Annotated in this window: 12 protein-coding genes; 3 read left to right on the forward strand and 9 right to left on the reverse strand. The window is 42.5% G+C overall.

From position 1 onward, the window contains the following. From LGZ98_RS05810 to LGZ98_RS05820, 3 genes are all read right to left on the reverse strand, one after another. Positions 1–118, reverse strand: a 118-nt coding sequence (locus tag LGZ98_RS05810) for a DUF4184 family protein (protein WP_262977837.1), incomplete at its 3' end; no start/stop codon positions are given. Between the two features lie 199 nt (positions 119–317). Then, positions 318–1505: a DmpA family aminopeptidase gene (locus tag LGZ98_RS05815; protein WP_113040553.1), complete on the reverse strand. Its 1188-nt coding sequence runs from the start codon at positions 1503–1505 to the stop codon at positions 318–320. A gap of 415 nt (positions 1506–1920) precedes the next feature. Next, a complete protein-coding gene (locus tag LGZ98_RS05820) occupies positions 1921–3252 on the reverse strand; it encodes an omega-aminotransferase AptA (protein ID WP_113040552.1) in 1332 nt (443 codons plus the stop codon). 216 nt (positions 3253–3468) lie between these two features. Here LGZ98_RS05820 and LGZ98_RS05825 point away from each other — a divergent pair, with 216 nt between their 5' ends. Further along, positions 3469–3930, forward strand: coding sequence for a helix-turn-helix domain-containing protein (locus tag LGZ98_RS05825; RefSeq protein WP_113040551.1), 462 nt, complete (start codon positions 3469–3471; stop codon positions 3928–3930). Between the two features lie 362 nt (positions 3931–4292). On the opposite strand, the gene LGZ98_RS05830 is transcribed toward LGZ98_RS05825, so the two are convergent. Continuing rightward, positions 4293–5171 (reverse strand): PhzF family phenazine biosynthesis protein, encoded by an 879-nt coding sequence (locus LGZ98_RS05830; RefSeq protein WP_113040550.1) that lies wholly within the window; start codon positions 5169–5171, stop codon positions 4293–4295. A 203-nt stretch (positions 5172–5374) separates the two neighbouring features. On the opposite strand from LGZ98_RS05830, the gene LGZ98_RS05835 reads away from it, so the two are divergent. Together LGZ98_RS05835 and LGZ98_RS05840 are read left to right on the forward strand one after the other, a co-directional pair. Continuing rightward, positions 5375–5938, forward strand: a complete 564-nt coding sequence (locus tag LGZ98_RS05835; RefSeq protein ID WP_113040549.1) for a hypothetical protein — start codon at positions 5375–5377, stop codon at positions 5936–5938. Positions 5939–6099: 161 nt separating this feature from the next. Next, positions 6100–6474 (forward strand): VOC family protein, encoded by a 375-nt coding sequence (locus LGZ98_RS05840; RefSeq protein ID WP_113040778.1) that lies wholly within the window; start codon positions 6100–6102, stop codon positions 6472–6474. Positions 6475–6548: 74 nt separating this feature from the next. On the opposite strand, the gene LGZ98_RS05845 is transcribed toward LGZ98_RS05840, so the two are convergent. From LGZ98_RS05845 to LGZ98_RS05865, 5 genes are all read right to left on the reverse strand, one after another. Then, complete coding sequence (locus tag LGZ98_RS05845; protein WP_113040548.1) at positions 6549–6803, reverse strand: Txe/YoeB family addiction module toxin; 255 nt, start codon at positions 6801–6803, stop codon at positions 6549–6551. Then, positions 6800–7054 carry a type II toxin-antitoxin system Phd/YefM family antitoxin gene (locus LGZ98_RS05850; RefSeq protein WP_113040547.1) on the reverse strand — a complete coding sequence of 85 codons (255 nt, stop codon included), beginning with the start codon at positions 7052–7054 and terminating at the stop codon, positions 6800–6802. Before LGZ98_RS05850 ends, LGZ98_RS05845 begins: the two co-directional genes overlap by 4 nt. 186 nt (positions 7055–7240) lie before the next feature. After that, positions 7241–10855 (reverse strand): transporter substrate-binding domain-containing protein, encoded by a 3615-nt coding sequence (locus LGZ98_RS05855; RefSeq protein WP_113040546.1) that lies wholly within the window; start codon positions 10853–10855, stop codon positions 7241–7243. Between the two features lie 3 nt (positions 10856–10858). Next, complete coding sequence (locus LGZ98_RS05860; RefSeq protein ID WP_113040545.1) at positions 10859–11485, reverse strand: response regulator; 627 nt, start codon at positions 11483–11485, stop codon at positions 10859–10861. Positions 11486–11515: 30 nt separating this feature from the next. After that, positions 11516–12754, reverse strand: a complete 1239-nt coding sequence (locus LGZ98_RS05865; RefSeq protein WP_223121347.1) for a diguanylate cyclase family protein — start codon at positions 12752–12754, stop codon at positions 11516–11518. Positions 12755–12818: the final 64 nt, after the last annotated feature.

Raw genomic sequence — 12818 nt, forward strand, 5'->3', positions numbered from 1 at the left:
AGTAAAAGAAATCAGGAGACAAACTACCCATAATTAGCGCAGGTAAATTCAATAACCTTCCCCCCGGAAGATTTTTCAAAGGAAAAACGGCTGCTGGATGTGAAAATGTCCACGGCATTGCGAAAAATCCTGAAATAAATGTTAAAGTCTGCGATAGGAAATTTTACCATTGGCCGTTCTTCTGAACAATTACCGCAGATGAATTTAGAGATTTCCAATACTACATCGTATTGTTGAAGCATGTTGTTGAAGGATGGTAGTTACCGACTTCGATTTCAGATTTAGAACCTTTAATCAAAGTCGGTAACTCGTTTCTTTTAAATTGAAGTGTCAGACTGAGCTAAGACATTATATTTTTTCAATATCTCTTTAACTCTATCTTTAGGAATAGAAAACGAAGTATTACCATTTCTCCCAACCATTTTTTTGGCGGCGATCATAGCATTAATTATTGCTTCTTCTGTTGCACTTATTGTGGCCTCATACAAAGGATCTAGTTTGTCATTTGACAGTATTTTTATTGTTTTTACATCCTTTCTAGAGAATGCATCACTATTTGCGGTTGAAAATGCAATAAATATCTCACCGCTCGTATTTCTGGCTACCCCACCTACCTTTGCTAGTCCAAGAGATACTCGTTTAGCTATTTTTTCTAATTGGTGAGGAGCTAATGGTGCATCTGTGGCTACCACCGCTATTATGGAACCGGCATCCTTTATTTTTTTCTTGTTTCCATGATATATCGGCTTGAGATCCTGTATTTCTTTACCAACTGGAATCCCAGCAATAATCAAATCATCCCTATCACCAAAGTTGCCTTGAACAAGAACGCCAACAGTATATCCGCCATCTTTTTTATCTAGAATTCTTGATGAAGTACCTGTGCCTCCCTTAAATTTGAAAAGGTTCATTCCCGTTCCGCCGCCGACATTACCCTCTTCTATCGCTCCTGATTTTGCACTATTCAACGCATGATATACGTGTTCTTTCTTTACATGCATACCGTTTATATCATTTAATATTCCATCCCACGTTTCTGCAACCACAGGTAATAACCAAAATAAATCATCTTTTAGTGGTGATGTTAGATTATTATCAAACATCCAGCTAATTGTTGAGTCTCTAACAACACCAACACTATGGGTGTTGGTTATTAAGATTGGCGTTTCTAAGAAACCACTTTCTTTGACCCATTGATTGCCTGTCATATCTCCATTTCCATTTAAAGAGAATGTACTAGAAAATACCGGGCTAAATTTCTTTCCTCTTGGCAATATAGCTGTTACGCCTGTTCTTATTGGGCCTTTTCCAACCTCTAGCTTTCCATCGCCTTCTATTATGGTTGAATAGCCAACTTCTACACCATTAACATCTGTAATCGCATTATGTTTCCCGGTTACTCCAGAGAAAGGAATGCCTAAATCCCTTGCTCTAATCTCATCGGCTAAAGAATTAGAAGCTATCACTGACGATAGAGATAAAATTATAATATTTAATATTTTCATAACTACTCCTTGTTATACCAAATTAACTCGAAGGTTTAAGATTCAGAACACGAAGATCCAATACGAAAGGGATTCTTTTTTGACCAATCGATATACCCTTTTGCACTACTACATAATTATATTATTCAGGTTCACAATTTATTGTGATATTCCGCTGATATTTAGCAGGGAGTAAGTTCATGATTGGATGCTTCACGCAGTTGAGTTTCTCGTCTTGGATAAGCACCATCGCTTGTGGAGCTCTTCAAGAACGCCGTTTTCGCTGTTCGGAATTATTATTTCTCGCATTATCTCTATACCCTATGGATTTCAAGATGACGGGTATAAACGCTCACCTATCAAGTGAGCGTTAAATTTTGCGTCAATTATAAATTTCTATAACGGCACATTGTCACCCTTCTATTCGTCCCTCACCTTAGCCAATGTGATGCAATGCTTCCCCAACGGCGTCAAAAAGACGATCCAAATCGACTCGTTCAGCATTGAATATAGGCCCGAATTGTAGCGTATCACCGCTAAAGCGTACGTAAAAACCTGCTTTCCAAAGCGCCATGCTGGCATCAAAAGGACGTATAGCGGCATCACCGTCACGGGCAGCCAACTCGATTGCCCCTATCAAGCCACAGTTGCGGATGTCAGTCACATTTGGACAGTTTCTGAGAGCATGAAGGGCCGTTTCGAAATGAGGGGCAAGTTCAGCAGAGCGTTGGATAAGATGCTCTTTATCCAACAGATCTAAAGTTGCTAACCCGGCAGCACAGGCTACGGGATGTGCCGAATAGGTATAACCATGACTAAACTCCACGGAGTGTTCCGGTAGAGGCTGGGACATAAAGGCCCCATAAATTTCACTGCTTGCCACTACGCCTCCCAGAGGAATGGCGCCATTGGTAATTTGTTTGGCAAAGTTAAGCAGATCTGGTGTCACACCAAAATATTCAGCGCCAGTCCAGCGTCCCATGCGACCAAAACCAGTAATAACTTCATCAAAAATCAACAAAATATTATGTTGATCACAAATTTCACGCAGACGCTGTAGATACCCTTTGGGCGGAATAATCGCACCGGCGGAACCGGACACAGGCTCGACAATAACTGCCGCAATATTGGAGGCATCATGCAGTTCGATCAACTTGAGCATCTCGTTGGCCAATTCCACGCCACCGGTTTCCGCCATACCCGGAGTAAACGCCATACCGCTCTGCAATGTATGGGGTAAGTGATCTACATCCATTAACTGTCCGAACATTTTGCGGTTGTTACCAATCCCCCCCAAACTGGTACCCGCAATATTGACACCGTGATAACCACGTGCACGGCCAATCAGTTTAGTTTTCTCGGGTTGGCCTTTTACTCGCCAGTAAGCTCGTGCCATTTTGACCGCGGTATCTACAGATTCAGAACCTGAGCTGGTGAAAAAGACGTGGTTGAGATCACCGGGTGTTAAATTGGCAATCTTTTCTGCCAGTTGAAACGACAAGGGATGACCGAACTGAAAGCCTGGTGAGTAATCGAGTGTGCTCAATTGAGTAGTGACAGCTTGCTGAATTTCTATCCGGCTATGGCCTGCTCCACAGGTCCAAAGACCGGACAGACTGTCATAAATTTGGCGCCCTTTATCGTCCTTTAGCCATTGCCCTTCGGCAGCAACAATAAAGCGGGGATCGCGTTGGAAATTTCGGTTGGCACTGAATGGCATCCAGTGAGATTGCAGGTTTAACGATTCAGAAAAACGAGTTTCAGACATAGCTAACTTCCTCTCACAAAAGTAAAATTTGAGTTTAGTTCAACCCTCCTATTTTCGCCAACGATAAATAACTAATAGTTTCTTCTAAGTTACCTTGGAAATTGTTATTGCGAAAACGTATCAGATTCTGCTTAAAACAATTGTGTTACGTTTATTGCGATTTTCGTTTATTTCGTTTAATGTGCTAAGTCAAAATGAATGACTAACAGGTGCAACATGATTACTTCCACTTTCTCTGATGTAAATCTTCCGGCTAAACGCGAAAGTGAAATAGCTGGAAAGGGGCTGCGTGAACTTTCAGCGTTCCTTTCAACAAAACTTGAAACTCAGCAGATTTCAATTATGAGTGATGATCATAAATCTCATCAAATTGAAGTGCCTACATCTGCGCTTACTATGCTAGTGCAAATCTTGAGTGAACTCGCTTCAGGTAATGCAGTGCAAATTGTTCCTGTTCATGCCGAGCTAACCACTCAAGAAGCCGCAAACATATTGAATGTATCGCGGCCTCATATGGTTAAACTTCTGGAAGATGGTTGTCTTCCTTTCCATAAAACAGGCCGACATCGGCGTATTCGTTTTGCTGATCTGATGGAATATAAAAAGCAGCGTAATGCTGAGAGTATGGAGGCTATGAAGGCATTAGCTAATCAGGCTCAAGAATTAGGGATCTACTAATGACCCATTCACCGTACCCTGTTTTGCTTGATGCATGTGTGTTGTATCCCGCTAGGTTGCGTGACTTATTAATGCATTTGGGGATAGCCGGTCTATATCAAGCCAAATTTAAACATTGAAGCAATACATCCTGATGAATTTATTTCTGACCTTTTTGATCTTAATCATGCAAAAGCGTTGGCTGCCGTTCAAACACAACGAACAGTCTTAAAGAACCCACCGATGACAAGTGATGAATTTTTGGCAATGTTGCTGAAACTGGGTTTACCTATGACAGTTAAGGCATTAGAAGGATATAAGTTCATGATTTGATACTGTCGGAAAACAGATGTTTTCCGACATTGCAAGTGCTCTTTCGGAATTTATATCGTAATGGTGCCATTGATACAAGTCACAGCACCACCGCCGACAAAAATCTTACCGTCAGAATGGCTGAGCCATACGCTTCCCTGACGGCCAAGTTTTTTTCCTTGTGATGAATGAACGATTTTATCGTCAATCATTGCTACTTTGTGGTGGCGCATAAATGCGGCAACGCTACCATTTCCACTACCGCAAACAGGGTCTTCATTGACACCGCATGATGGGGCGAAAGAGCGTACTTCAATATCAGCTTCTACCTCCTCACAATAGGCACCATAGAGACAAACTCCGGTGACGTTTATTTGCGTGTCATGCTCGCACAATTTGGCATAATCAGGTTCCGCTGCCAGCACGGCTTCTGCTCCCGTAGTATGAGCGACAATCCAGCGAGCTCCCACGTCAATAAGTGCCGGTGTTAACGCGCGATCTAATGGGCAACTCAGAATGCTTTCGAGGCGATCTATCTGTTCGGCACTAAGCAATGTGATGGCGGGTTCCGGCAGTTCGAAGGTGATTGATTGCTGACCACTTTCCATTTCAGTAATGTTCAATGTAATCAGCCCTGCTCCACATTCTTGCACAATACGCCCTTCTCTCGCCTGAATTAATCCGGCTTCAAGCAGAGCATGTGCGGTACCGATCGTGGGATGACCGGCAAAAGGAAGTTCACTACCGGGTGTGAAAATCCGTACACGGTAATCTGCTAGAGGGTTTTCTACGGGAAGAACAAAAGTGGTCTCGGAAAGATTGGTCCAGTTAGCAATAGCCTGCATCTGTATTGGTGTGAGTCCTTTGGCATCCATGACAATGGCAACGGGATTTCCTTTAAAAGGCCGGTGAGTGAATACATCAACCTGCTTAAATGGTACGAGAGACATAAAATTTCCTTTTTATGGTAGCAAAAGTGGTTGGTAGTTTATAATAAAAGAATAACTTAGGAAAAAGATATAGGCCATTAAATAAATCCTAATTATTTTCTGATTTGTCATAAAATTAATATTTTATCTTTATATAAATAATAATCTGTTTTATTGTTGATATGTGAATATGTATTTCTCAACAATTAAATAGGTATTATAAGATGGCTGAAATAAAATTAAAAAATGGTAAAATTATTTCTCTTAATGAAGCAGAGAGAGTACGTTCTCGTGAGGCGAAGGGCGGATATTTGTATATGATTAATAATATAGTTTATAAGCCAATGAATCTAGGCAGTTCTGTTGAACATTGTTTTAGAAATGCTGATGTTAATTATGGATTGCCAAACGTATACTTAGATGTTTTTGATGCTACATTTTCATTTCAAACTGCCAATGGTATGACTCGTAGTGAGGAAACCACTTTTATTAAGATGAAACGGATTGATATGAGTAATAATCGTTTCTTTCAAATTTCTCATGGTGGGGAGGCGAATCTTAGGAACTTTATTAATATAGAGAGTGATAAAGAAAGGTTAAAAAGAATTTTACGAGCTTTATGTGCAGCCCGGGAATCAAAATTAAGAGATCCTCAAGGTTTTTATTTGTCAAGAGGCTCTGATCCGATATTGTTCTGTGATATTCATTGTGGTTCAACACCTCCCCCAGAAATTGAAGGATTGATTGAACATACCAAACGTAGGATGGAAGCGCTTTTTGGTAATTAGGCTCATCTTCACCGTCCAGAATTTTCACATCACTTTACATATGTATGTATGTATATACATATAATTAACATTACCTTATAATGATAAGCGTAATCCAGTAACAAATGTTACTTGTTGAGTTATATAACGATTTTATTGAATTTAACTTAGATGAGAATGACATGATGACAGTATCTTGCAAGCCCAATCTTCAACTTGTCTACGTATCTGATATCGAGCGTTCGACAGCCTTCTACGAAACACTTTTCAATATTAAGCCCGTGTTTTCGAGTCCTCGTTATGTGGCATTTGCCGCCGATGGTGAAGCACTATTCGCTATTTGGTCAGGCGGAACAACGCCAGATACTTCTATTCCACGGTTTTCTGAGATCGGTATTATGTTGCCATCTGGCGAAGATGTAGATCGTTTATTTGAGGAATGGCGAAAGAAACCCGATATTAAGATTGTGAAGGAACCTCACACTGAGGTCTTTGGTCGTACTTTCCTGATTGAAGATCCCGATGGTCATATTATTCGGGTATGTCCTTTGGATTAGGGAGGTCGCTATCATGATTTCTTAAAATAACGACTAGAGGACTTCGTTTGTGAAGTCCTCTGAAAGGTAGTCATTTAATAGTGGTAGCGGCACTGTACAATAATGATTGCATCATCTGTTACCTTGTAAACTAAACGATGCTCTCGATTAATACGTCTAGACCAATAACCCGACCAATTATGTTTTAAAGGTTCTGGGTCCCCTAACCCATTGAAGGATTGCCTTTTAATGTCTTTGATGAGTGTATTAACACGCTTTAGGACTTTTTTATCGGTTTGTTGCCAATAAAGATAGTCCTCCCATGCCATTTCTGCCCAAGATAAAATCATTCTTCCAATAGCCCTTTTTCAATCATTCTTCCTGCTTCCACTTCAGCAATTGCCTGACTTAAACGTGCAGCATTTTTCGGGCTAGCCATTAAATAGACTGTTTCTTCGTAGGCTTGAAAATCTTCCAAACTTAGGACGACTGCTGGTTTTCCATTCTGACGAGTAATTAAAATTGGCTTGTGATCGTCGTTCACTTTATCTAAAGTGCTGGCCAAGTGAGTCCTAAATGCTGAATAGCTTATTGTGTCCATCGTTAATCCTCCTCGCTTCATTGTACCTACTACTGTACCTGTACAAATATAAGTACGCAAGTGTTGCGAAATCAATTCGATGCAATTCCTCGACTGGTCTCGGGTGGAGAGTACATCGCTAATTCTGCGATGATATAAATTGCACTCACCTTTTCAAGGTTTCTTTTGGATAGTTTCACTTAGTTTCTAACCCTGCAACTCTCCCAATTTCTGTTCAATCTGTTGTTGAAAATATTCCGCACGAGTTAATAAAACGGTTATTGTTTTCACATCACACAGCTCGCTTTTTTCAATACGCAGACAGACACGTATTCCTTGCTGATATTGCATCAGCGCAAAAGCGCCTTTCATACGATGGGCGTGACGTACAACTTTTTCATGACATTTCTGGTTTTCTTGTTGTTGCAATTCTGCAATATCTTCCGACATCCCTTGCTGTATTGCGCTGAGTAATTGGCGTTCTACAGCCATATCTTGTTGAGCCAACGCTTGAATCTCATCGAATGTTAACGTTGATTTGTCATTAACTTGCCGGTAATAACGGGTAATTTCTGCCAGCAATTTGCTTTGCACCAACGGCTTAATTAATACACCATTCATTCCCGCTTCCAAACAACGAGCCTGTTCGGTAGAAAATGCGTTCGCAGTGCATCCCAGAATAATAAATGGCGGTAATTGCCGTAATCGTTCATGTTTTCTCAGCAATTGAGCCAGTACGTAACCGTTCATCACCGGCATTTGGCAATCTGTCAGCACGATATCGAAATAGCCCTCTTCTACCAGATTCATGGCCTGTTCACCGCTTTCAGCGAGCGCAATACGATGGCCCGATGACGCTAACTGTAATGACAGTACCTGTAAATTGGCAGGTAGATCATCAACCACTAAAATATTCAAAGATTCATGAAGTTCCATCTCAATATTTTCGGTTTTTTCACTTATCGCCTCCTTTTCAATAACACTACGCGTAAGCGGTAATATCACGGTAACCTGTGCGCCACCACTGGGCGCACCCATGATTTTCAAGCTGCCGCCCATTAATTCAACTAACTGTACAGAGATAGGTAATCCCAACCCCGTACCGGTTTTACCACCATTATTTTGTGTCACCTGTACATAGGGCAGTAAAACCGCCTCATACATGGTTTCTGGAATACCGCAACCAGTATCAGCAACCACCAGCGTAATTTCATCTTGGTGGCTCTCTGGAATAGACTGATAGCAGGCGCTGATCTGTACACCACCCTGTTCGGTAAATTTAATAGCATTGCCCAACAGGTTATTGATGACTTGGGTTACGCGTGTTGCGTCGAGGAGGTGGTAATATTCAGACGGTAAATCAAACTGATAGGTGAAAAATAATTCTTTTTCCTTTGCCCGATGGCTAAAAGTTGCCACGCAATTTTCCAGAATCGTCTGCAATGATTCCGGCTTGAGATTCAGCACCATCCGCCCTGATTCTATTTTGGAGAAATCCAGCACATCACCGATGATTCCTTGCAAGGATATGGCAGCCTGCCAGGCGATATGTAATGGCGTGGATGGCTGAGTTTGCTTTTTTACCTCCAGATCAAGAATACCGATAATGGCTTGTAGCGGAGTGCGGATCTCATGGCTCATGTGGGCTAGAAAATCTGATTTCTCAAGGCTGGCGAGTTCCGCCTTATCACGTTCCTGGCGTAGTTCTTGCGCCAACAATTTACGTTCGGTCACATCAAACCAGCCACCAATGATTCCCTGAACAACGCCTTCGGTATTGCTATAACTTTCGAGCCACAAATAAACGTCTTTATCCTGTCCTTGAATAACAATGTTGCGATCAGAAAAATGTACAGGAGCACCTTCCAAACAGCGTAGAAAAATTAGACTGATCTCTTGCTCATCGACCGGTTTTAAAAAGCATAGGGAAAAAAGACTACGGCCAATCACCTCAGATCCAACAGAGCCCATTTCATGCCGGAAATAGAGGTTAGCCGCCGTGATGCACATGGTCGGATCGCAGACAAACATGGGCGTAGGCATGTTATTAAAGAGTGTTTCCCAGTACGCTAGCAAATTTTGTAAGTTGCTTTCTGCGGTCTTACGTCGTCTGATCTGATGAGCAAGATAACTGCCCCAAAAAATTGAACTTAGCGCAATCACAAATAACGCCCCTCCCCACAACTTTACCCAAGGCGAAATGTTATTATTGTCATAGGAAGCGACATTCCCCATAGATAACCATTTCAACCGTAATACCCGCAGTTCATTTGGTGGCAGTGCATCAATGCTTTTATTTAATATGTCCACCAGTTGAGGATAGGCCGGTATGATGGCGTATTGTTCCGGTTGCAATGAGCCTTTAAAGGACTGAATAGAAATATTGGCACCATAACGGCTTGCTTGTAGATAATCCGCACTGATCAGGCTATCAAAAGTGGCATCTGCCGCCCCGGCCAGCACCATATCGATACCTTGTGTCACGCTGTCAACTTCCACGACGAAAATCTCTGGATACTGCTTCAATAGCGACGAAAGTGCATGACCACGCTGAATCGCCACCCGATGGTGTTTAAGTTGTTCAAACTCATTGGGGACATTGCGCTCATTGCGGGTGATCATCACCCATTCCACGGTACCATAGGGATGGCTGAAAGAGAGCCAACGGCTACGTTCGGGTGTGTTGATCATAGAGGTCATTTGCGCTTCGCCATTTTCTAACAACTTTTTAATGCCGATTGCGCCATCTGTTGGCATAAAATTAAAGGTGATGCCACTTTTTTCTCCCAGTAGACGCAAAATGTCCACATCCAGCCCAGTGATTTGACCGTTTTTATCCAGAAAGGAATAAGGTGGCGCAGTACGAGTCAGTGCCACATTGACGACAGGATTTTTTTTAATCCAAGCTTTTTCCTGAGCTGAAAAGATGGTAGCGTCATTATTACTGCCCAATGCCAGCCCAGAAATCCAACGTTCGTAAACTTTATTTCTGATAGCATGAGGAATGGATGTCAGAATCAGATTTACTGCTTCAACCATGCCATCACCGTTGTGACCGAGAAAGTCATACCGTTCCCCCAACGAGATATCCCGGCGGTAGGTCAACCCGGTAAATGGACGAAAAGCCAGCAAATAGGCAATCTGACTTTGCCCGTCCAGATAGGCATCCATTTCGCCATCCACGACTGCCTGTATCCCCTCCTGCTGATCCTTCGCCACCAAAATGCTATGGTAATGTTTACGTAATTGCTTAATGACATTCGGATCACTGCTTGGTGCCGCCATAATATTCATTTTGGCAAATGGCATATTCACTTGTTCTTTGCGCATAATGAGGGCGAGGGGTTGTACCAGAATCGGGTAAGTGTCATTTGCTTCATTTCCTGATTGTGATGAGGCGGAATTTGATAACAGTTGGATATCTCCACGTTGCAGCGCTTTATAAGCTGATTCCCAGTTGCCAAACAGCCGTACCTCCACCGGTCTTTTCAACACAGTTTCGATCAAGCGCAGATAATCAGCATAAATCCCTTCCAACTTGCCGTCCCAACGATGGATCACCAATGGCGCGCCGATACAGCAGAGAATGCCAACTTTTAATGCTGGAAAACGCGGGGGAAGCACCCTCCCGTATTCTTTAACGGGAAAAGGCAGAAATTCTTGTGATTCTTGAGTGATGTTTGAATAAAACTCCACCGGTAGCCCATTTGCAGGTAGCTTTTGCGCATTGCGGTATTCAAACAGGTTGAGGCTCCAGCCAGATAGCGGTAACAGCAATACCAATATGGCAAACCATCGCCATGCTTTGCACCGGCACTTCATTGCTTACAGCCCCAATCCAATCTGATGCAAATAATTATAAAGCGCTGCTTCGTTATCTAACCCGAGCTTTTTCATTGCGCTAATTTTTTGGGCGCTGATCGTCTGCTTAGTACGGTATAAACGCGCAGCAATATCATTCACACTCAATCCTTGTCCCAACAGTTTAATCACTTCCAACTCTTTGCTGGTTAGCGTTTTTACAACTTCTTCGTCCGGTGATTCGAGAAATTGCTCACTTAGATAGGGTTCATAACGTCCGGTTGTACTGTACAGCCCTTTTACCAGTTCATGGGATAAGCTGTTTTTGTTCAAAATCGCTTTCACTTTGTAGTCAATCAATGAAGCTATTATTTTTCGGTCGCTGATCATTGTAATCACCACAATCGGCAAATTCGGATACTGTTCCCGTATTCGGCTAATCATCCTCAGACCGTCGATCTGGTTATTACCCGGCATAATGAAATCCGTGATCAGCATATCCGCTTCTTTTTCCTCCAGCAGAGAAAAAAGTGAAGTAACATCATGGGCTTCCCCCACAATCTGGTAATTCTCCGGCAATGTTGCCAGTATCGTACGTAGTCCTAATAAAAATACCGGATGATCGTCGGCAATAATGACTCGTCTGGGCATAGGTTATTTCTCCAGATTATTGACTATTTTTTATTTACTATTTATTTCACGTATCGTTCCTTCAATAAAACCGGCATCTTCTCCCACATGGATGATTAAGGCGATAATGATGGGGTTAAATTCGCCTTTACCATCCGCAATCCGAACTTTTAATGTCTGTGGTATTGGCGAGACTGAATTTTTAAGCTGTTCGATTTTATGCCGATCTTCCTGATGTACCCAAGACATCAATTGCGACCAGGAGACGGGTGCTTTTCCGCACCGCATCCAGGCAGCACCATTATGATGCCAGTACAAATGTCCGTCGGCGCTTAACCGAAAGCAATTAACCTGTTCTTGATCCAGCATCGCTCTCATTAACAGAAAATGCGCTTTACGCCGATGTAATGCGTTGATTATGTTAGATAAATAGCTACAGCATAACAACGCGGGTAAAGTGAACGCTGTACTGTACCAAGCGGCTATCTGCACATTTTGTTGAAGATTGGTTAACGGGGATGAGAATGGACCAAGACCAAAAATGGTGGCACTCACGATCCCCACCGTACATAGGGATAAAAAGCTGCTTAATACCAGCAGATTACCGCTGAGTGCCAGCAGCATCGGCAAACTGAAGGAAAACAGCAGTGCGATTCCTTGCCAGTGTATTTTCCCGGCTTCCGGTGGTGGACTGATGAACAATACTGTCATGGCAAATAGGGCCACCAGCCATAAGCCATGGATTTTCCAGTTCCCAACCCCATTTTTCTCGTGGGTGATGTAATAGATAACAAACAATGTCAGTGGTAGATAACTCAACACTGAGCCTACGACAATCGGTAATGAAACTGATATGTCGGTAGGATAACCAAATAGATGAAGTATCCATTTCGTGATAAATCGCTCAATGATGCCACTTAACGAACAGAGTACGGTCAGGTTAATGATGTCCCTTGTCCGTTTCGGCGCCCACATGACACCGTAAAAAAACTGCCAGATCAGCGCTGTTGCTACTAGCATGATCATATTGATGCTGGAAAAGGTCAGCGATACATTGACTGGCCTTCCATACCACTGACTGGCAGTCAGCGAAATCAAGGCACCCGTGATTAACCAGACAGGCCAGTACCGTGGTGCCCTGGAGCAAAAAATGCCTTGTAACAAGCCTGCCGGAAACCACACTAGTGATGACAGACTCCACACATCCCGTACCTGTAGGTTTAACAGTGCCAGCGCGAAATTGACCAATGTAAAGATAAACCAGAAGATCACTATCTTTTTCATTTTCATCGGGATCTCATTTCGTAACACTGATGTTACATTGTAAGATAATAATAGCAGAGATAAGCTCTTA

It is taken from the genome of Photorhabdus kayaii (genome assembly GCF_025384895.1).
Classification (GTDB): domain Bacteria; phylum Pseudomonadota; class Gammaproteobacteria; order Enterobacterales; family Enterobacteriaceae; genus Photorhabdus; species Photorhabdus kayaii.